Origin of the sequence: Microbacterium sp. NPDC089188, assembly GCF_040685155.1 — a bacterium.
Classification (GTDB): domain Bacteria; phylum Actinomycetota; class Actinomycetes; order Actinomycetales; family Microbacteriaceae; genus Microbacterium; species Microbacterium galbum.
In genome coordinates, this window is sequence record NZ_JBFBHH010000002.1 from 623,416 (window position 1) to 641,518 (window position 18,103).

Here is an 18,103-nt window from a genome sequence, read left to right on the forward strand (position 1 = left end):
TCACTTGCCCCCGTTGACGACGGCCTCGGTCACGGCGCCGGAGGAGATCCCCCAGGAGTCGAGGATCTCGGCGTAGGTGCCGTCGTCGATGAGCGCATCGAGCGCCTGGGCCATCGCATCGCGCAGGCCGGCGTTGTCCTTGTTGACGCCGATGCCGTAGGGGGCTCCGTCGATGACGTCGCCCGGCACGACCTCGAACGCGTTTCCGTCCTGAGTGGTCTGCGAGATGTAGACCGCGCTCGGGAGGTCGTTGACGATCGCGTCGATCCGTCCCGTGCGCAGCTGGGTCTGGTTCTGGCTGTCGCTGTCGGTGACGACGACCTCCACGGCCTCCTTGCCGTCGGCGGTGCAGTCCGCGCTGGTGGACTCGGCGAACTCCTGCTGGCTCGTGCCTGTGACGACGGCCACGGAGTGACCGCACAGCGTGTCGGGTCCGGTGATCCCGGCGGGGTTGTCCTTCTGCACCATGATCGTGATGCCGGACGTCAGGTAATCGACGAAGTCGATGGCCTGCTGCCGCTCGGCTGTGTCGTTCATCGCGGCGATGGTGACGTCGACGCGTCCCGACTGCAGGCTCGTGATGAGCGAGCCGAAGTCCTGGTTCTCGTACTGCACGTCGAGGCCGAGCTTCTTGGCGATCGCGGTGATGAGGTCGTGGTCCGACCCCACGACGGTGGAACCGTCTGCGGCGTAGAAGTTGTTCGGGGGAGACTGCACGTTCGAGCCGACGACGAGCTGTCCGGCGTCGCTGATCGTGCTCGGGACCATCGCGACGAGTGCGTCGTCGGCGCCGACGCCGTCGAGCAGCGCGGACGTGTCGGGAATCGACGATGCGGCGCCGTCGGTCTGCGCATCACCGGGCTGGGGTGCGCTCGGGCCGCCGCACGCGGAGAGCGAGAGGGTGAGGGCGGCGCTCGCGGCGAGAGCGCCGATGGCGGTGAGGGTGCGGGCGTGACGGGTCATGTGGGGGGCCTTTCCAAACGTCGTTGTCATCGGAAGCTATCGACTCCGCAGCGATAATAAGAGAATATTATCACGATGAAGCAGAATTGTTACGTGCGCGCAATCTAAATTGACCATCACGTCGAAGCGGAAGCCGCGGCGGGGGAGGAGATCGGTGATGAGACGGACGGTCGTCGATGAGACGCGAGTGCTGCGGCCGGAGTTCGCGCCGTATCTGCCGATGATGGACTTCCTCGCGGAGCTGCTCGGACCCCGCACCGAGGTGGTGCTGCACGACACCAGCGACGTGAGCCGCTCCATCGTCGCCCTCACCAACGGTCACGTGAGCGGCCGTTCCGTCGGCGGCCCGGCGACGGATCTCGTACTCAAGGTGCTGCAGAATCACGAGCACGACGATCGTGACTTCCTCGCGAATTACCTGGCCGTCTCGCGGACGGGTGGCGCCTTCCGCTCTTCCACGTTCTTCATCCGCGACAGGGTGGGTGCCGTCGTCGGCATGCTCTGCGTCAACGTCGACGATGAGCCGCTCCGCCGCGCGCGTGATCTCCTCGAGGCCATCACGGCGACCACCGGCGTGCCGAAAGCGGTGGTGGACCCGGGTGTCGGCACCGCCGCGCCCGTCGCGGAGCGACTCAGCGCGAGTGTCGACGAGCTGGCCCTGGACGGCATCGATCGTATCGTCGCCGCTCGAGGTGTCGAGCCTCATCGCATGAGCGTGCAGGAGAAGACCTCGACGGTCGGTGAGCTGGAGCGCGCGGGCGTCTTCTTGCTGAAGGGCGCGGTGGCGCAGGTGGCGACCGCCCTCCAGGTGTCGGAGCCGACGGTCTACCGCTACCTCGCGCAGGTGCGACGCTCCCGGGTCTGAGCGTTCCCCACGACGACTCGATCTCGGCCGGCGACCGCGCGGTCGCCGCTCACACGCCGGGCCGCGCGAGCGGGGTGCCGTCGAGGCCGTCGATGAGATCGCGCAGGCTGTCGAAGACCCGGACGGCGCCTGCGTCGTGAAGCTCGTCGACGGAGAACCCGCCGGTGCGCACCGCGACCGTGTCGACGCCGGCGTCGCCGGCCGCCACGGCATCCCAGGGGGAGTCTCCGATCATGATCCCGCCCGTGCCGGACACGCGGGCGAGGGCCGTCTGCACGAGGTCGGGGGCGGGTTTGCTGGCGGTCACGTCGTCGGAGGTCGTCCATGCGTCGGCGATGTCGCGCGCCTCGACGAGGTCGAGGAAATGCTCGACGTGGTCGCTCTTGCCGGAGCTGGCGAGCACGACCTGGAATCCGCGCTTCTTGACCTCGAGGAGCAGATCGTGCGCTCCGTCGAAGGGGCGCACCTCGTCGATGAGCGGTTCGAACTCCTCGGCCCACGCGGCACGCAGGTCGTCGCCGTGCGCGCGTTCGACCCTGTCGTCGGTGAGGGAGGGCACGAGCTGATCGCCGCCCATGCCGATCGCGCGGTGGATGCGCCAGATCGGCAGCACGATGTCGAAGCGGCGGAATGACCGGTACCAGGCGAGGGCGTGCTGGTAGTTGGTGTCGACGAGGGTGCCGTCGACGTCGAAGATCGCGGTGTCTGCCATGGGGTTCCGTCTTCCGGTCGTGGTCGGGTGCATGCAGCCCACACGCCGCCGCGCGCGAGGTCAGTCCCATTGCGGTCCCGGGCGCCCTCGGCTACAGTTTTACTGAACGATCGGTCTGTAAAAGGAGTCGACGATGACGATGACCGTACCCCCCGCGGACGCCCACGCCCACGCCCTCGATGGCGAGGCGACGTTCGACGCCCTCATCGAGGCCGACGGCCGCATCGAGCCGCGCGATTGGATGCCGGACGCCTACCGCCGCACGCTGATCCGCCAGATCTCGCAGCACGCGCACTCCGAGATCATCGGCATGCAGCCGGAAGGGGCGTGGATCACGCGGGCACCGAGCCTGAAGCGCAAGTCGATCCTGCTCGCGAAGGTGCAGGACGAGGCGGGTCACGGCCTGTACCTCTACTCCGCGGCGCAGACCCTCGGCATCACGCGCGACGAGATGACGCAGCAGCTCGTCGACGGGAAGGCGCGGTACTCGTCGATCTTCAACTACCCGACCCCCACCTGGGCCGACATGGGCGCGATCGGCTGGCTCGTCGACGGCGCCGCGATCTGCAACCAGGTGCCGTTGTGCCGCGCCTCGTACGGGCCCTACGGTCGCGCGATGGTGCGCATCTGCAAAGAGGAGTCGTTCCACCAGCGCCAGGGTTTCGAGATCCTGCTCACCCTCATGCAGGGAACAGAGGAGCAGCGGGAGATGGCTCAGGATGCCGTGAACCGCTGGTACTGGCCGAGCCTGATGATGTTCGGACCCCCCGATGACGACTCGCCCAACTCGGCGCAGTCGATGGCGTGGAACATCAAGCGCTTCAGCAACGACGAGCTGCGTCAGCGCTTCGTGTCCATGCTCGTGCCGCAGGCGGCCGTGCTGGGCGTGACGCTGCCCGACCCCGAGCTGCGGTTCGACGAGGCGACCGGCGAGTACCGCATGGGCGAGATCGATTGGACCGAGTTCCACGAGGTGCTCGCCGGACGCGGTCCGCTCAACACGATGCGCCGCCAGCACCGCCGTGACGCCCACGAGGAAGGCGCCTGGGTGCGCGAGGCCGCCGCGGCCTACGCCGCGAAGAAGAGCGCCGCCCGCGCCGAGACGACGGCGGCCGCCTGATGGCCACGCCCGGCGGGAGCCCCGCGGAGACCTGGCCCCTGTGGGAGGTCTTCGTGCGCGCAGGCCGCGGCCTCAGTCACGTGCACGTCGGCTCGCTCCACGCACCCGACGCCGAACTCGCCGTCCGCAACGCGCGCGACCTGTACACCCGGCGCGGCGAGGGCGTCTCGGTGTGGGTCGTGCCCTCGGATGCCGTGACCACGAGCGACCCGGGGGCCAAGGGCGCGTTCTTCGAGTCCCCGGCGGGCAAGAACTATCGGCACGCCGTGTACTACACCGCCTCCGAGGGGGTGCCGCACCTGTGAGCATCTCGACCGATCAGGGGGACCGGTCCCTTCGACAGGCTCAGGGACCTGGGGTCGCAGCCCCGGTGACCGGCACCGGCACCCACGGCGACGTCTCGCTCGACGCGCGCGAGCTCGCCGCCGAACTCGCCGGGGGAGAGGACCGGGCGACCGATCCCGACGTCGCCGCGTACGCGATGCACCTGGGCGACGACGCGCTCATCCTCGCGCAGAACCTCTGCGGCTGGGTCGCCCGTGCCCCCGAGCTGGAGGAGGACGTCGCCCTCGGCAACATCGCCCTCGACCTCCTCGGCCACGCCCGCTCGCTGCTGCGCTACGCCGGCAGCCACGACGGGCGCAGCGAAGACGATCTCGCCTACTGGCGAGACGAGCGCGATTTCCGCAGCGCGTGGCTCTTCGAGCTTCCGAACGGCGACTTCGCGCACACGATCGCCCGCCAGCTCCTGGCATCCGCGTACCTCCTCGAGCTGTACCGCGACCTGTCGGCATCCACCGATCCCGTGCTGTCCGCCGTCGCCGCCAAGGCCGAGAAGGAGGTCGACTACCACCGCGATCACGCCGTGCAGTGGACGCTCCGTCTCGCCGGCGGTACCGACGAGTCGCGTCGCCGCTTCCTCGTCGCCCTCGATGACACCTGGCCGTACCTCGACGAGGTGTTCCGCGATCTGCCGCTGCACGACCGTCTCGAGGGCATCGCCGTGCGCCCCTCCATCCTGCGCGGCCGCGTCGACGAGGTGCTCGCGGAGGTGCTTGCGGAGGAGGACGTCCCGGTCCCCGCGATCGCCTCGTCCTCCGCGGGGGGACGCCGGGGGCGGCATCACCCCGCCTTCGGGCCGCTACTGGCCGAGCTGCAGGTGCTGGCCCGCCGGCATCCGGGGGCGACATGGTGACCGCGACGCGGGACCGTGCTCGCGAGATCGTCGCGGCCGTCGTCGACCCCGAGGTGCCCGTGCTCACGATCGACGATCTCGGAGTGCTGCGCGACGTCCGCCTGGACGGGGAGACCGTGACCGTCACGATCACCCCGACTTACTCGGGGTGCCCGGCGGTCGATGCGATCCGCGACGACATCGTGCTCGCCCTCACCTCCGCCGGCTTCGACGACGTCGTCGTCTCGACGACGCTGACCCCCGCGTGGACCACCGACTGGATGAGCGACGCGGGACGACGCAAGCTCACCGAGTACGGCATCGCCCCGCCGTCCGGCCGGGCTCCCGCGGGCCCCATCCGCGTGAAGCTCAGCGTCGCGTGCCCCCGGTGCGGCTCCCTCGACACCCGCGAGGTCTCGCGCTTCGGGTCGACCTCGTGCAAGTCGCACTGGGAGTGCCGGGCGTGCCTCGAACCCTTCGACCACTTCAAGGCCCTCTGATGACGACGACCCACACGGATGCGGATGCCGCGACCCCGGCGTTCGCGAGAAGCCCGACCCTCGGTGCCGTGCGCGAGACCGGGGGTCGTGCCCGCGCCCGGTTCCACACCCTGCGGGTCGCGGACGTCCGCCCCCTCACTCCGACCGCGATCGAGGTGACCTTTGCCGTCCCCGACGAGCTCGTCGACGCCTTCGACTACGCCGCGGGCCAGTACGTCGCCCTTCGAGCGCGCGTCGACGGCGAAGACCTGCGGCGGTCGTACTCGCTCTGCCGACCTCCGACGCGCGGGACGATCAGCGTCGGCATCAAGCGCGACCCCGACGGCCGGTTCTCGACCTGGGCGCACGAGGACCTGCGCCCGGGCGACGAGATCGACGTGATGAGCCCGCAGGGCACCTTCGTCTCGCGAGCCTCGACGGCGACCGGACACGTCGTCGCCATCGCCGCCGGCTCCGGGATCACCCCCATCATGGCGCTCGCCGCCGATGTGCTCGAACGCTCGACCGAGAGTCGGATGACGATCGTCTACGCCAACCGGTCCTCGACCGACGTGATGTTCGTCGACGAGCTCGCCGACCTGAAGGACCGGTACCCCGCCCGCGTCACGCTGCATCACGTGCTCTCGCGCGAGCAGCGGGCGGCCCCGGTGTTCTCGGGACGCATCGACGACGAGCGACTGCGCCTCATCCTGTCGCGCCTGATCGATCCGGCATCCGTCGACGAATGGTTCCTGTGCGGGCCGTTCGCCCTCGTCGAGCTGTGCCGCAAGGCGCTCACCGAGGTCGGTGTGCCGCGCGAGCGCGTGCGTTTCGAGCTGTTCACCGCCGGAGACGGCGACGCGCCGGCGCAGACCGGGGGAGCGCGCCCCGTGCGCGTGCGCGCCGACGAGCCGGTACGCCGCATCGACTTCACCCTCGACGGCCAGTCGGCGTCGGTGGAGAGCCCGATCGCCGCGAACGAGACGATCCTGGCCGCGGCCCTGCGCGTGCGGCCCGACGTGCCGTTCGCGTGCGCCGGCGGTGTCTGCGGAACCTGCCGCGCCCGCGTGATCGAGGGGGCGGTGTCGATGACCGAGAACTACGCCCTCGAGCCCGACGAGATCGCCCGCGGCTACGTGCTGACCTGCCAGTCCCACCCGACCTCCGACGCCGTTCGCGTCGACTACGACGGATGACGAAGGATGCCATGACCCCGCACCGCATCTCCGTAGGCGATCCGTCACCCGGGCGCGCCCGCGGGGGAGTCGCATGATCGAGTACACCGGCGCCGACGGTGTCGCCGAGATCGTCCTGAACGCCCCCGCACGCCGCAATGCCGTCGGTCTCGACGATCTGCACGCCCTGGCCGCGGCCTACGACCGCGCCGAGGTGGACGGCGCCCGCGCCGTTCTGCTGCGGGGTGAGGGGCCGTCCTTCTGCGCCGGTCGCGACATCTCCGGCGTCGACCCGTCGACCGACGACGTCGGCGGTTACCTGGACGAGACGCTGGCGCCGCTGCTGCGTCGCATGGCGGCCTTCCCCGCACCCACCTTCGCGGTCGCCCACGGCGCGTGCCTGGGCGTCGGCCTCGGCCTGCTCATCGCCACCGACGTCGTCTACGTCGCCGACACCGCCAGGATCGGTTCGCCCTTCGCGGCCCTGGGAGCGACCCTCGACTCCGGCGGCCACGCGCTGTTCGCCGAGCGGCTCGGCATCCACGCGACCCTCGATCTCATCTACACCGGTCGCCTGCTGTCGGGCGAGGAAGCGGTGCGGGCGGGCCTCTTCTCGCGCCTGCTCCCCGCCGCCGAGGTGCAGGATGCCACGAGCCTCGCCGCCGTCCGCGCGGCGGCCGGGCCCACCGCCGCCTTCCGGGCGAGCAAGCGCATCGTCTCGGCGATCCGCGACGAGCGGCTGGGGCTGTGGGACGCCATGGCGCTCGAGAACCGCGCCCAGGCGGCCCTCGCGGCCACCGACGACTATCGCGAGGGGTTCGCGGCGTTCCAGGCCAAGCGCGCACCGTCGTTCACGGGTCACTGACGCCGCGCGAGAACCGCACGTCGGCGCCCCCGCCCGGGCGCCGGACAGCGCGCGCAGTCGGCTCCGCGCCGCGCGCAGGGCGTGCGTCGTCGTCGCGCATCCCTCGTCGTCGCCCTGCTTGAATCAGACCATGCCGCGCATCGACGACGACGACGAACTCGCGACCCTCCGCCGCCGGGCTTACGCCCCCGGCGCCGACATCTCCGCCGACCCTTCGGCGCTGGAGCGCCTGATCGAGCTCGAGCAGCGCGCGGCGGCCCGCGACGGCGGCGCGGCGGACGACCGTGCGGCGCCGGACGGCGAACAGACGGAGCCCGAGGCGGCATCCGTCGGTGCGGAGGCGGGGGGAGAGGACGGCGAGTCGGCCCGCCCGGCCCGCCGCCGGATGCCGCGTCTGCGGCGTTCCACGGTGGTGATGCTCGCCGGGGCCGGGCTCGTCGTGGCGACACTGCTGACCGCTCTGGTGCTCGTGCAGCGCGTGCAGACCGATCCCCTCCAGGTGGGTGCCACGCAGGTCGCCCGGCTCACGGAGGACCCTTCGTTCGACATTCCCAGCTCCCTGTACCGCGGGATCACCGGCAACGTGAAGGCCTATACGGCGTTCGAGGGTTTCCGCGTCATCTCCTATCCCTCGTTCCGCGCGGGCGAAGGCGCGGCCCGGTGCATGACGGTGTATCAACCCGACCTGCTCGACACCGGTGACGATGCCTTCTCGTACGACGGGCAGTTCCTCCTGCCCTCCTGTGCGGCGGGCCCGTTCCCGGCGACCTTCACGATCCTGCTCGCCGAGGACACCCCCGAGCGGGAGCCGACGGATCTGCCCGCGGACACGTCCTTGCAGTTCGTCTACGACCAGGGACGAGACGAGATCGTGGTCTTCCGCGGCTGACGGCGAGGCTGCTCGGGGATCGCGGCCGCGCGAGAACCGCGTCGGACGCAAGCCCCCGCCGCACACGACGATGCCCCGGCACACCGGCCGGGGCATCGTCGAAACGCGTCAGCGTGTCACATGCGTCACGCAGCGGTGGTCACGGCGAACTGCACGGATCCCTGCTGCGGGTCGATCTGCGCGTCGAGAACGCGGTCGTCGAGCACCGCTGCGGCGTCGGTGTCGAGGAAGACCCGCGCTCCGGAGTTCTCGACGACGGTGTCGGCGGGCTCGGGCGCGTCGACGACCGAGAGCGCGAACTGCGACTCGGGCGAACCCGCTCCGGCGATGCGCACGCCGCCCTGCGGGGCGTCGGGGAACTGCGCGGTGATGGTCTTGACGGCGGTCGTGGCCTCTTCGGTGAGTGTCAGCATGGGTGACTCTCCTTCTCTGATCGACGACAGGAGTCAGCCACGATGCCGAGAATCGCGGCGGCTCTCAACTCCTCGCCGCCATTTCCAGGGGTTTCCCACCGGTCGTCCAGACGTCAGGGGAGGAGCCCGGCCCGTCGTGCGCGTGTCACTGCCGCGTGTCGGGTGGAAGCGTCGAGCTTCGACATCGCCGAGGCCAGGTACGACTTCACCGTGGTCTCACGCAGACCGAGGGATGCCGCGATCTCCCCGTTCGTCGAGCCCACCGCGGCGCAGGCGAGCACGTCGATCTCGCGTCGCGACAGGTGGACGTCCGTTTCGGCGCCCGTGGCAGGACTGTCGCCGGTGAGCGCGGCGAGTCGCGCCTCGATGTCCTCGAGTCGTCGGCGCACGGCGTCGTCTCCGACGGTCGCGGCCAGGCTCCGCAGCTGCGCGTAGCTCTCCCGGATCTCCTCGCGCGCGCCCGCGCTAAGGCCGCCCTCCGGCGTCGGCGCAGCCGCCATCCGGCGTTCGACCTCGGCCCGCACGCGCAGCTCGGTGCCGAGCTCGCCCGCCACATCGAACGCCGGTCGAGCTTCGACCTCGCCGACCTGGGATTGCGCCCAGGAGCCGCAGTACAGTACGCCGCGGGCCGCACCTCCGACCAGCACGGGCACGGCGAACAGCGTGGCGATGCCCTCCCCGAGGATGGCGCGGTCGTAATCGTGCGTGATCGACCGCGACGTGCGGTAGTCGAGGGTCATGCGGGGGCGCCGCTCGACGAGGGCCCGCCCACCGAGTCCGCGGGTCGCATGGACCACCAGGCCCTCGATGCTCCGCGTGCGGGCGCCGACGATGGTCGACACGTGCACCGCCCCGTCGTGCTCGAGCCCGCCGAAGGCCACGGGGAAATGCGTGCGCCGGGCGAGCTCGCTCACGGCGTGCGAGACCAGTCGCGTGTCGTCTCGAAGTGTGGACGGTGCAGCCACGCACTACCTACTTCCGGGGGTGACGGCTTCGTCGCCGCGTTTCGTAGCGTCGACCCTACCACCGGGGAAGCGCCAGCCGACCCGGACTTTTCCCCCGAACGGCGCAGCGTTGCGCCGTACTCATGAGGCAAGGAGGCCACATGACGGACCGTCGCATCGACGACGCCCACACGGGCGGCGTCGATTACATCGCGGTCGAGGAGTCCGCCCCGTTCCAGGAGTTGAAGAGGCGCCAACGCCGCTTCGTCTTCCCGCTCGCGGTGGTGTTCCTCGTCTGGTATTTCGCCTACGTGCTGCTGTCGTCGTTCGCCCCGGAGTTCATGGCCCAGCCGGTGTCGGGAGCGATCACCGTCGGCCTGCTGCTGGGACTCGGGCAGTTCGTGACCACGTTCGCGATCACCATGGGCTACGTCGCGTACGCCAACCGGCAACTCGACCCCGGAGCCGAACAGCTTCGTCACGAGCTCGAGCAGGCTGAGGGGGGACGCGCATGAACGACGTGCTCGCCGCCCTCGACGCGGCCGTCCAGACGGTCGAGAACAACCCGGTGCTGAACATCTCGATCTTCGGCGCATTCGTGGCCGTGACGTTGTTCATCGTCATCCGGGCCAGTCGCAACAGCAAGACCGCGGCCGATTACTACGCCGCCGGGCGATCGTTCACCGGACCGCAGAACGGGTTCGCGATCGCCGGCGACTACCTCTCGGCGGCGTCGTTCCTCGGCATCGTCGGCGCCATCGCGATCAACGGCTATGACGGGTTCCTGTACTCGATCGGCTTCCTCGTGGCGTGGCTCGTGGCTCTGCTGCTCGTCGCGGAGCTCATGCGCAACACGGGCAAGTTCACGATGGCCGACGTGCTCTCGTTCCGCCTCAAGGAGCGCCCCGTGCGCATGGCCGCCGCGATCACGACGCTCGCGGTGTGCTTCTTCTACCTCCTCGCGCAGATGGCGGGTGCCGGCGGACTGGTGTCGCTGCTGCTCGGCATCACCGAGCGGGTCGGCCAGTCGATCGTGGTCGCGGTGGTCGGCATCCTGATGATCGTCTACGTGCTGATCGGCGGGATGAAGGGAACGACCTGGGTGCAGATCGTCAAGGCCTTCCTGCTCATCGGCGGTGCCGTCGTGATGACGGTCTGGGTGCTCGCGATCAACGGCTTCAGCCTGAACACCCTTCTCGAGAGCGCTGTGGCGGCCTCGCCCAAGGGCGAGGCGGTCCTCGCCCCGGGACTGCAGTACGGCAAGAACCCGTGGGACTTCATCTCGCTCGCCCTCGCACTCGTCCTCGGCACCGCGGGACTCCCGCATGTGCTCATGCGCTTCTACACGGTGCCCACGGCGAAGGAGGCGCGGCGCTCGGTGGTCTGGGCCATCTGGCTGATCGGACTGTTCTACATCCTCACGCTCGTGCTCGGATACGGTGCCGGCGCCCTCGTCGGGGCGGACACGATCCTCGCGGCCCCCGGCGGGGTCAACGCCGCGGCACCCCTGCTCGCCTTCGCCCTCGGCGGGCCGCTGCTGCTGGGCTTCATCTCGGCGGTGGCGTTCGCGACGATCCTGGCGGTCGTGGCGGGGCTGACGATCACCGCGGCCGCGTCGTTCGCGCACGACATCTACGCCAACGTGGTGAAGAAGGGCGACGTGCCGCCCGACGGCGAGGTCAAGGTCGCTCGGCGGACGGTCATCGTCATCGGCATCCTGGCCATCCTCGGCGGGATCGGCGTGCAGGGCCAGAACGTGGCCTTCCTGGTCGCCCTCGCGTTCGCGGTCGCGGCCTCGGCCAACCTGCCGACGATCCTGTTCTCGCTGTTCTGGCGCAAGTTCACCACCCGCGGCGCGGTGTGGAGCATGTACGGCGGGCTCGGCTCGGCGCTCGTGCTCATCTTCCTCTCGCCGGTCTTCTGGGGAACGCCCACGAGCGTGTTCGTGAACACCGGGGTGGCCATCTGGCCGCTGAACAACCCCGGCATCGTGTCGATCCCGCTCGGCTTCCTGCTGGGATGGCTGGGCTCGATCACCTCGCGCACCGCCGAAGACCGCCGCAAGGCGGCCGAGATGGACGTGCGATCCCTCACCGGGTACGGCGCCGAGAAGGCGTCGAACCACTGATCCGGCCGCGCCCGGTCCCGCTCCGGCGGGGCCGGGCGTCGTCGCGCGCGGCCCCGGCGCCGCACAGAGGCGCGTCCCCGCCTACCCCGCGGCGCGCAGCCTCTCGCCGAGCATGACCCTGCTCTCGAGGTCGAGCAGCTGTTCCTTGACCTCGGGGTGCCCGCCGTACTCGCCGATCGATCCGTCGGCGCGCACCACCCGATGCACGGGGACGACGATCGAGAACGGGCTCGACGCGCACGCCGTGCCGACCGCCCGCGCGGCGCGCGGAGCGTCGGCCATCAGCGCCACCTCTCCGTACGACGCCACTTCTCCGTAGGGGATGCCGAGCGTCGCCTCGAGCGCCGTCCGCGTGAATCCGCGCACGAGGCGCCAGTCGAGGGCAACCTCGAACGCGCGCCGTTCGCCGGCGAAATACTCGTCGAGCTGCGCGACGAGGCCGTCGCCGACCGACGGGTCGGGCTCCGGTACGACGCCCAGGCGGTGCGAGATCTCGGCCCGGGCGAGGTCGATCCCGTCGTGCGCGACGTCGAGACGCACGAGGGCGTCGTCGATGAACGTCAGCAGGATCGGCCCGAGGGGACCGTCGTATTCAGTGCTGGTGACTGTGCTCATGCCCTCATCCTCTTCACCGTCGCAGAGCCCCGCGGGGCCGCCGCCCGGAAGAGGGGAGGATGCCGCTGATCCGCCGCCTGGGGAGGAAGCGCCGGTGGTGCGGCGTGTCGCCGATTGTCGCGAAACTCGCCGCCGCTACGGGGGTTACCCGATCGACCGGCTTAGTCTGACAGGTGTGTGGCGAGCTGAGGACGGTACCGTGATCGGTGCCGACGGAGACGATTCGATGTCGTCCGTCGATCCGGGCGAGCTGCGATTGTCGGAGCCCGGCATCGTGGTCCGCCACGTCGCCGACCCCGAGCGCGATCGCATCCGCGCCGAGGCGGCAGCCCTGGGCGGGCGGTCGACACTGCTGCGGTTCGACGACGCGCTTGACGCGGGCATCGACATCACCAAGGCGCACCCGGGCTCTCTCCCGCAGTTCATCACGGGGCGCGCGACGATGCTCTCCAACCTCTTCCGCGACGAGGTCGCCCTGCGCACGGCACGCATGGCCGCCGACCGCATCACCTCGAAGAACGTCGAGCTGCGCACCGCCCGCGGTCTCGAGCCCGTGCATCTGGCCGTCGGCCTCTCCGCGTGGAAGATCGGGGGAGTGGAGTGGTCGGCCCCCGTTCTGCTGCGTCCCCTCGCCATCCGCCGGCACCACGGCGACTTCGAGCTCAAGCTGCACGGCGCCTTCGTGATGAACCCCGAGCTCTCGCGCGCGTTCCGCACGCATCTCGGCATCCAGATCGACAGCGCCGCCCTCGCAGGTCTCGCGTACGACCAGGGCGTGTTCAAACCGCAGCCGGTCATCGACCACATCCGCCGCCTGACCTCGCACGTGCCGACCTTCGTCGTGCACCCGCGCCTGGTCATCTCGTCGTTCGCCGACGTGGGCTCGGGCATGGCGCGCGACACGCACGACCTCGACGACCCGCTGCTGAACGCCCTCGCGGGGCATCCTGACGACCGTGCCCGCGTCAGCGTGCGCCGTGCCGACCCCGTGATCGTCGGCCCGGACGAGCGTGCGCCCGCCGCCGACACCCTGCTGCTCGACGCCGACGCCGAGCAGGAGCGGGTGCTCGCCCGGATCGCCGCCGGTCACTCCCTCGCCGTGCACACGCTGCCCGGCACCGGAGGGACGCAGACCGTCATCAACGCGATCGGTCAGCTCGTCCACGACAACAAGCGCGTGCTCGTGGTCAGCGCCCGTCGCTCGACGCTCGACGGCATCCGTCACCGTCTCGCCGGCGTCGGACTGACCGGGCTCGCCGTCTCGCCGCACCACGTGCGCCGCGACCTCATCCGCGCGATCGGCCGAAACGAGAAGGCCGAGCAGCCCAAGGTCGCCGAGATCGACGACGCTCTCGTGCGTCTGCGCACCGTGCTGCGCGACTACCGCTCGGCCGTGACCGAGCCGCACCTGGCCTTGGGCGTCTCCGCGCTCGACGTCCTTCGCGCGCTGACGTCTCTGGCATCCACGTCCCCCGCCCCCTCGACCGAGGCGCGGTTCGATCTCGCCACGCTCGAACGCCTCGCCGGTCGCCGCGACGCCGCGGCCCGCGCCCTGGCGATGGCGGCACGCCTGGGCGAGTTCCGCTTCGGCCCAGACGACTCGCCGTGGTACGGCGTCAGCTTCACCCGCACCGAGGACGCGCGCGCCGCGCACGATCTCGCGGGCAAACTGCACGCCCACGAGGTTCCGCGCCTGCTCGAGCGCGGCTACGAGCTCATCGCGCAGACCCGCATGCGGCCGTTCCAGACGGTCTCCGAGCTCGGCGCGTACCTCAAGCTCCTGCAGGGCATCCGCGAGTCGCTCGATCGCTTCAGCCCGAGCGTGTTCGAACGCCCCCTCGGCGAGCTGATCGACGCGCATTCCCCGCGCCGCGACGCCTCGGCGATGAGCGGTCCGAACCGCCGTCGGCTCAAGCGCCTCTCGAAGGAGTACGTGCGCCCGGGCGTGCACGTGCCCGACATGTACGAGGCGCTCGTGCGCATCCAGCAGCAGCGCACCGAGTGGCAGCGCGTCGTCGAGGCCGGCGTCACCCCCGAGGTGCCGCTCGGCCTGGCCGACGTGCACGTCTCGTGGCAGCGCACCGACGCGCTGCTCGGCGAGCTCGACCAGATCCTCGGCCGCCAGGGCTCCGACCGCTTGGCGACCCTGCCCGTGCAGCGTCTCGTCCGCACCCTCGCCGGACTCGCCGCCGAGTCGACGTTCTTCGACAACCTCGTCGAGCGCGCGCAGCTGCGTTCCGAGCTCGCGCGCCTGGGGCTGGAGCAGCTCCTGGTCGAACTGTCGGTGCGGCACGTGCCCGAGGAGCGCGTGGGCGCCGAACTCGAGTTCGCGTGGTGGCAGTCCGCCCTCGAGCACCTGCTGCGCACCGACAAGGCCCTGCTGGGAGCCAACACGAGCGTCGTCGACCGCCTCGAGCGCGACTTCCGGCTCGTCGACGAGGCGCACGCGGCCGCCGCGGGGCCCCTGCTCGCCGCCCAGCTCGCGACGCAGTGGCGTATCGGCATCGTCGACCACTCCGACGAGGCCGCCGCCCTCAAGCGTTCGCTGAAGGACGGCCTGCACACGGCGCAGGAGATCTCGGATGCCGCCCCCACGCTGCTGCGCACGCTCGCGCCGGTGTGGCTGGCGTCGCCCTACGAGGTGCCCGACGTGCCGCACGATCTCGCGTTCGACGTCGTGATCATCGCGGATGCCGCCGCTCTGTGCCTCGCCGAGGCGACCCCGGCGCTGCGCCGCGCGCGTCAGGTCGTGCTGTTCGGCGACCCGGTCGTACAGAAGCCGACGCCCTTCCGCGTGAGTGCGGCGATCGCCGCCGCGCCCGAGTCCGCCGGGGCCGACGCGGACGCCGACGAGGTGCCGTTCGACGAGACCTCGGTCTTCGAACGCATCGCCGAGCTGCTCCCCGTCGAGACGCTCACCCGCAGCTACCGCGCCGGCGGAGAAGATCTCTCGCAGCTGGTCAACGACGCCTTCTACGGCGGAGAGATCGTGTCGCTGCCCTGGGCGGGTTCGTACCTCGGCCGCGGCAGCTTGAGCGTCGACTACGTCGAGGGTGGTGTCGGCGCCCCCGACCCCGTCAGCGGTGCCGTCGAGAGCCCCGACGCCGAGGTCGCCCGCGTCGTCACCCTGGTGGTCGAGCACGCCGTGAACCGCGCCTCGGAATCGCTCATGGTCGTCACCGCGAGCCGCAAGCACGCCGAGCGCGTGCGCGCCTCGGTCGTGGCGGCGCTGGCCGGCCGCTCCGACGTCGCCGAGTTCGTCTCACGGGATGCCGCCGAGCCCTTCGCCGTGCTCACCCTCGAGGAGTCGGTGGCCGAGAGCCGCGACCGCGTGGTGTTCTCGCTCGGCTTCGGTCTCACGCGTCACGGGCGCGTGCTCAGCGACTTCGGCGACCTGTCGACGCCCGACGGGGAGCGCCTGCTCACGGTCGGGATGACCCGCGCCCGCCGCTCGATGGTGATCGTGTCGTCGATCCGCCCCTCGGCCTTCGACGACGGCCGCCTCGAGCACGGTGCCGCAACCCTCATGGGCATCCTCGGCAACGTCGCCGCCCGCGGCCGCGAGAGCCGCCTCGAAGACCTCGCCGATCCGCTCACCCGCGCGCTGGCGCGGGAGCTGCGCCGTCTGGGTGTCGAGGTCGACGTCGACTACCGCGGTCTGCTTCCGCTCGTCGCCCGCTACAAGGGCAAGGCGGTCGTCGCCGAGAGCGATCCCGAGACCATCGGGGAGTCCCTGCGCGAGACGCTGCGTCTGCGCCCGCAGATCCTCCGGCGCCTCGGCTGGCACTACGTGCGGGTGCACGCGTTCGACTTGTACAGCGATCCCGCCGGCGTCGCCGCGCGCATCGCGGAGCTGCTCGGCATCGCCCCCGACGACGCCGCCACCCCCGACTCGACGACCGAGCCTCTCGACCTGCCCGGCTGATCCCCTGATGACCGAGAATCCGGATGCCACCGGCTGAGCCTGTCGAACCCTCCGAGTCGGAGTCGGGTGCGGTCCCGTCGACGGGCTCAGGGCCCTCTCCGGAGGCTGAGCCCGTCGAAGCCCCGGACGCCGCGTCGGGCCCGGTCGCTTCGACCGGCCCGAGGAGCTCTGCGGACACGCCGGCGGATCGTCAGCCCGTCGTCCGCGTCCGTGGCGCCCGCCGCGCACGGCTCCTCGCTGCGCCGGGGACGACGGCCGAGCCGGCGCCCGCCGACGACCCCGCACGCGGCACGGGCCCCCGACCCACGGCATCCGGGCCCAACGACGAGCGCATGATGCGCGAGGTCCCCCCGCACTACTGACCAGGAACGGCGACGGCGCCCGCGCCGGAACGCGTGGTCCCGGCGCGGACGCCGCGTCGTCGGCTCGAGGCCGCTCAGATCTTGTTCTGGCGCTCCAGCAGATCGCGGATCTGCACGAGCAGCTCCTGCTCGGTCGGCAGGTTCGGCTCTTCGGATGCCGCCTCGTTCACTCCGGCGCGAGCCGCGGCGCGGGCCTTCCAGCGGTTCATGGGGTACACGAACACGAAGTAGACGATCGCGGCGACCGCGACGAAGTTGATGATCGCCACGAGGATCGCGCCGAACTCGAACGTGGACGTGCCGCCGAGCAGAGTCGGGACGGTGACGTTCAGGTCACTCAGGTCGCCGACCTGGAACAGGAACCCGATCAACGGATTGATCAGACCCTGCACGAGGGCGTTGACGATGGCCGTGAAGGCCGCTCCGATGACGACGGCGACCGCGAGGTCGATGACGTTGCCGCGGAGGATGAACTCCTTGAATCCTTTGATCATGCGCTGGCTCCCCTTCTGCCGCGCCGCCCCGGACTCAGGAGACCGAAGAGGGAGCGGACGACGTCGTTTCCGACTTCGATGATGTCGAAGAACCCGACGACGCGCCACCGGAGGACGACGAGCTCGACCCGCGGGAATCGGTGCGGTAGAACCCCGATCCGTTGAAGGTGACGCCGATCGAGCCGTACTGCTTGCGCACCTCGCCGCCGCACTCCGGGCACTCGGTGAGGGCCGCGTCGGAGAAGGACTGCACGGCGTCGAAGCGGTGGCCGCACTGCTTGCAGGCGTAGGAGTAGGTGGGCATCGGTCTTCCTTCGGGTGTTCAGGCGTGGTGAGAGTCGAGCGCGATGGTGCGCGTCGGCGTGACCACGCCCGTGACGGGCTGGTCGTGCACGTCGCGGGGCACGTCGTCGACGAACTCGGAGTCGAAGATCACCGCATACACGGGCGGGCACTTCTCCATCGAGCCCAGGGTCTTGTCGAAGTAGCCGCGTCCCCAGCCCAGGCGCATCCCGTGCCGGTCGACGGCCGCGGCGGGGATGACGAGCAGGTCGACGTCGTTGACGGCGATCGGGCCGAGCACGTCGCCGACGGGCTCGGGCAGACCGAACAGTCCCTCCGCGATCTCGGTGTCGGCAGTGGCCACGCTCCAGTCGAGCAGCCCGTCTTCACGCGTGATGGGAAGGAGCACGCGGATGCCGCGTTCCACCGCCGCGGACACGAAGGCGTGCGTGCCCGGCTCGGTCGGCGTCGAGAGGAAGCAGGAGATGCTGCGGGCGCCCAGTCGATCGACGAGGGCGTCGAGCTGCTCCTTGACGCCGGCCTCCGCGACATCGCGGGCGTGGGACGACACGGTCTGGCGACGTTCGCGCAGATCGGCGCGCAGTGCGCGCTTGGCCTGCTCGATGCGATCCGGCATGCGGGTAAGTCTACGTGCGCGCGTGTTGACGACGACGACCCGCGCTCCCGCTAGGGTATGC

19 protein-coding genes are annotated in these 18,103 nt (G+C 70.7%); 11 read left to right on the forward strand and 8 right to left on the reverse strand.

Features of this window, described 5'->3' with window-relative positions; all coding sequences use genetic code 11:
* Nucleotides 1–963: an ABC transporter substrate-binding protein gene (locus AB0N80_RS09210; RefSeq protein WP_363389764.1), complete on the reverse strand. Its 963-nt coding sequence runs from the start codon at nucleotides 961–963 to the stop codon at nucleotides 1–3.
* A 157-nt stretch (nucleotides 964–1,120) separates the two neighbouring features.
* Between AB0N80_RS09210 and AB0N80_RS09215 the strand changes: the two genes are divergently transcribed.
* The gene (locus tag AB0N80_RS09215) at nucleotides 1,121–1,828 is read left to right on the forward strand and encodes a PAS domain-containing protein (RefSeq protein ID WP_363578551.1); all 708 of its coding nucleotides are present in this window, start codon (nucleotides 1,121–1,123) and stop codon (nucleotides 1,826–1,828) included.
* A gap of 49 nt (nucleotides 1,829–1,877) precedes the next feature.
* On the opposite strand, the gene AB0N80_RS09220 is transcribed toward AB0N80_RS09215, so the two are convergent.
* The gene (locus AB0N80_RS09220; RefSeq protein WP_315994744.1) at nucleotides 1,878–2,540 is read right to left on the reverse strand and encodes an HAD family hydrolase; all 663 of its coding nucleotides are present in this window, start codon (nucleotides 2,538–2,540) and stop codon (nucleotides 1,878–1,880) included.
* A 133-nt stretch (nucleotides 2,541–2,673) separates the two neighbouring features.
* Here AB0N80_RS09220 and paaA point away from each other — a divergent pair, with 133 nt between their 5' ends.
* The 7 genes from paaA (at nucleotide 2,674) to AB0N80_RS09255 (ending at nucleotide 8,242) form a co-directional block, all read left to right on the forward strand.
* Complete coding sequence (paaA, locus tag AB0N80_RS09225; RefSeq protein WP_363389760.1) at nucleotides 2,674–3,660, forward strand: 1,2-phenylacetyl-CoA epoxidase subunit PaaA; 987 nt, start codon at nucleotides 2,674–2,676, stop codon at nucleotides 3,658–3,660.
* Nucleotides 3,660–3,965, forward strand: a complete 306-nt coding sequence (gene paaB / locus AB0N80_RS09230; protein ID WP_315994742.1) for a 1,2-phenylacetyl-CoA epoxidase subunit PaaB — start codon at nucleotides 3,660–3,662, stop codon at nucleotides 3,963–3,965. Before paaA ends, paaB begins: the two co-directional genes overlap by 1 nt.
* A 65-nt stretch (nucleotides 3,966–4,030) precedes the next feature.
* The gene (gene paaC / locus AB0N80_RS09235) at nucleotides 4,031–4,855 is read left to right on the forward strand and encodes a 1,2-phenylacetyl-CoA epoxidase subunit PaaC (RefSeq protein ID WP_363578552.1); all 825 of its coding nucleotides are present in this window, start codon (nucleotides 4,031–4,033) and stop codon (nucleotides 4,853–4,855) included.
* Complete coding sequence (paaD, locus tag AB0N80_RS09240) at nucleotides 4,849–5,334, forward strand: 1,2-phenylacetyl-CoA epoxidase subunit PaaD (protein WP_315994741.1); 486 nt, start codon at nucleotides 4,849–4,851, stop codon at nucleotides 5,332–5,334. Before paaC ends, paaD begins: the two co-directional genes overlap by 7 nt.
* Nucleotides 5,334–6,509 (forward strand): 1,2-phenylacetyl-CoA epoxidase subunit PaaE, encoded by a 1,176-nt coding sequence (paaE, locus tag AB0N80_RS09245; protein WP_363578553.1) that lies wholly within the window; start codon nucleotides 5,334–5,336, stop codon nucleotides 6,507–6,509. Before paaD ends, paaE begins: the two co-directional genes overlap by 1 nt.
* A gap of 73 nt (nucleotides 6,510–6,582) precedes the next feature.
* The gene (locus AB0N80_RS09250; RefSeq protein WP_363578554.1) at nucleotides 6,583–7,353 is read left to right on the forward strand and encodes an enoyl-CoA hydratase-related protein; all 771 of its coding nucleotides are present in this window, start codon (nucleotides 6,583–6,585) and stop codon (nucleotides 7,351–7,353) included.
* 130 nt (nucleotides 7,354–7,483) lie between these two features.
* Nucleotides 7,484–8,242 (forward strand): hypothetical protein, encoded by a 759-nt coding sequence (locus AB0N80_RS09255; protein WP_363578555.1) that lies wholly within the window; start codon nucleotides 7,484–7,486, stop codon nucleotides 8,240–8,242.
* A 125-nt stretch (nucleotides 8,243–8,367) separates the two neighbouring features.
* Here the strand turns inward: AB0N80_RS09255 and AB0N80_RS09260 are convergent, their stop codons facing one another.
* Together AB0N80_RS09260 and AB0N80_RS09265 are read right to left on the reverse strand one after the other, a co-directional pair.
* On the reverse strand, nucleotides 8,368–8,655 hold the full coding sequence (locus AB0N80_RS09260) for a Fe-S cluster assembly protein HesB (RefSeq protein ID WP_315994737.1): 288 nt from the start codon (nucleotides 8,653–8,655) through the stop codon (nucleotides 8,368–8,370).
* A 113-nt stretch (nucleotides 8,656–8,768) separates the two neighbouring features.
* Nucleotides 8,769–9,620 carry a LuxR C-terminal-related transcriptional regulator gene (locus AB0N80_RS09265; RefSeq protein ID WP_315994736.1) on the reverse strand — a complete coding sequence of 284 codons (852 nt, stop codon included), beginning with the start codon at nucleotides 9,618–9,620 and terminating at the stop codon, nucleotides 8,769–8,771.
* A gap of 140 nt (nucleotides 9,621–9,760) precedes the next feature.
* On the opposite strand from AB0N80_RS09265, the gene AB0N80_RS09270 reads away from it, so the two are divergent.
* Nucleotides 9,761–10,114, forward strand: coding sequence for a DUF485 domain-containing protein (locus AB0N80_RS09270; protein ID WP_315994735.1), 354 nt, complete (start codon nucleotides 9,761–9,763; stop codon nucleotides 10,112–10,114).
* The gene (locus tag AB0N80_RS09275; RefSeq protein WP_363578556.1) at nucleotides 10,111–11,727 is read left to right on the forward strand and encodes a cation acetate symporter; all 1,617 of its coding nucleotides are present in this window, start codon (nucleotides 10,111–10,113) and stop codon (nucleotides 11,725–11,727) included. Before AB0N80_RS09270 ends, AB0N80_RS09275 begins: the two co-directional genes overlap by 4 nt.
* An 81-nt stretch (nucleotides 11,728–11,808) precedes the next feature.
* On the opposite strand, the gene AB0N80_RS09280 is transcribed toward AB0N80_RS09275, so the two are convergent.
* Complete coding sequence (locus AB0N80_RS09280; protein WP_363578557.1) at nucleotides 11,809–12,342, reverse strand: methylated-DNA--[protein]-cysteine S-methyltransferase; 534 nt, start codon at nucleotides 12,340–12,342, stop codon at nucleotides 11,809–11,811.
* 226 nt (nucleotides 12,343–12,568) lie between these two features.
* On the opposite strand from AB0N80_RS09280, the gene AB0N80_RS09285 reads away from it, so the two are divergent.
* Nucleotides 12,569–16,267, forward strand: coding sequence for an AAA family ATPase (locus AB0N80_RS09285; protein WP_363578558.1), 3,699 nt, complete (start codon nucleotides 12,569–12,571; stop codon nucleotides 16,265–16,267).
* A gap of 436 nt (nucleotides 16,268–16,703) precedes the next feature.
* Here AB0N80_RS09285 and mscL read toward each other — a convergent pair whose 3' ends face one another.
* Genes mscL through AB0N80_RS09300 form a run of 3 tightly spaced genes read right to left on the reverse strand, consistent with a single transcriptional unit; the run spans nucleotide 16,704 to nucleotide 18,042 of the window.
* Nucleotides 16,704–17,123, reverse strand: a complete 420-nt coding sequence (gene mscL / locus AB0N80_RS09290; protein WP_315994731.1) for a large conductance mechanosensitive channel protein MscL — start codon at nucleotides 17,121–17,123, stop codon at nucleotides 16,704–16,706.
* Between the two features lie 34 nt (nucleotides 17,124–17,157).
* Nucleotides 17,158–17,427: an FmdB family zinc ribbon protein gene (locus AB0N80_RS09295; RefSeq protein WP_363389734.1), complete on the reverse strand. Its 270-nt coding sequence runs from the start codon at nucleotides 17,425–17,427 to the stop codon at nucleotides 17,158–17,160.
* 18 nt (nucleotides 17,428–17,445) lie between these two features.
* Nucleotides 17,446–18,042, reverse strand: a complete 597-nt coding sequence (locus tag AB0N80_RS09300; protein WP_315994729.1) for a 5-formyltetrahydrofolate cyclo-ligase — start codon at nucleotides 18,040–18,042, stop codon at nucleotides 17,446–17,448.
* Nucleotides 18,043–18,103 lie beyond the last annotated feature (61 nt).

Bases quoted from the DNA above. Each gene is read 5' to 3' on its own strand.
- AB0N80_RS09210 (WP_363389764.1), bottom strand. From the start codon at position 963: ATGACCCGTCACGCCCGCACCCTCACCGCCATCGGCGCTCTCGCCGCG.
- AB0N80_RS09215 (WP_363578551.1), top strand. From the start codon at position 1,121: ATGAGACGGACGGTCGTCGATGAGACGCGAGTGCTGCGGCCGGAGTTC.
- AB0N80_RS09220 (WP_315994744.1), bottom strand. From the start codon at position 2,540: ATGGCAGACACCGCGATCTTCGACGTCGACGGCACCCTCGTCGACACC.
- paaA (WP_363389760.1), top strand. From the start codon at position 2,674: ATGACGATGACCGTACCCCCCGCGGACGCCCACGCCCACGCCCTCGAT.
- paaB (WP_315994742.1), top strand. From the start codon at position 3,660: ATGGCCACGCCCGGCGGGAGCCCCGCGGAGACCTGGCCCCTGTGGGAG.
- paaD (WP_315994741.1), top strand. From the start codon at position 4,849: ATGGTGACCGCGACGCGGGACCGTGCTCGCGAGATCGTCGCGGCCGTC.
- paaE (WP_363578553.1), top strand. From the start codon at position 5,334: ATGACGACGACCCACACGGATGCGGATGCCGCGACCCCGGCGTTCGCG.
- AB0N80_RS09250 (WP_363578554.1), top strand. From the start codon at position 6,583: ATGATCGAGTACACCGGCGCCGACGGTGTCGCCGAGATCGTCCTGAAC.
- AB0N80_RS09255 (WP_363578555.1), top strand. From the start codon at position 7,484: ATGCCGCGCATCGACGACGACGACGAACTCGCGACCCTCCGCCGCCGG.
- AB0N80_RS09260 (WP_315994737.1), bottom strand. From the start codon at position 8,655: ATGCTGACACTCACCGAAGAGGCCACGACCGCCGTCAAGACCATCACC.
- AB0N80_RS09270 (WP_315994735.1), top strand. From the start codon at position 9,761: ATGACGGACCGTCGCATCGACGACGCCCACACGGGCGGCGTCGATTAC.
- AB0N80_RS09275 (WP_363578556.1), top strand. From the start codon at position 10,111: ATGAACGACGTGCTCGCCGCCCTCGACGCGGCCGTCCAGACGGTCGAG.
- AB0N80_RS09280 (WP_363578557.1), bottom strand. From the start codon at position 12,342: ATGAGCACAGTCACCAGCACTGAATACGACGGTCCCCTCGGGCCGATC.
- AB0N80_RS09285 (WP_363578558.1), top strand. From the start codon at position 12,569: ATGTCGTCCGTCGATCCGGGCGAGCTGCGATTGTCGGAGCCCGGCATC.
- mscL (WP_315994731.1), bottom strand. From the start codon at position 17,123: ATGATCAAAGGATTCAAGGAGTTCATCCTCCGCGGCAACGTCATCGAC.
- AB0N80_RS09295 (WP_363389734.1), bottom strand. From the start codon at position 17,427: ATGCCCACCTACTCCTACGCCTGCAAGCAGTGCGGCCACCGCTTCGAC.
- AB0N80_RS09300 (WP_315994729.1), bottom strand. From the start codon at position 18,042: ATGCCGGATCGCATCGAGCAGGCCAAGCGCGCACTGCGCGCCGATCTG.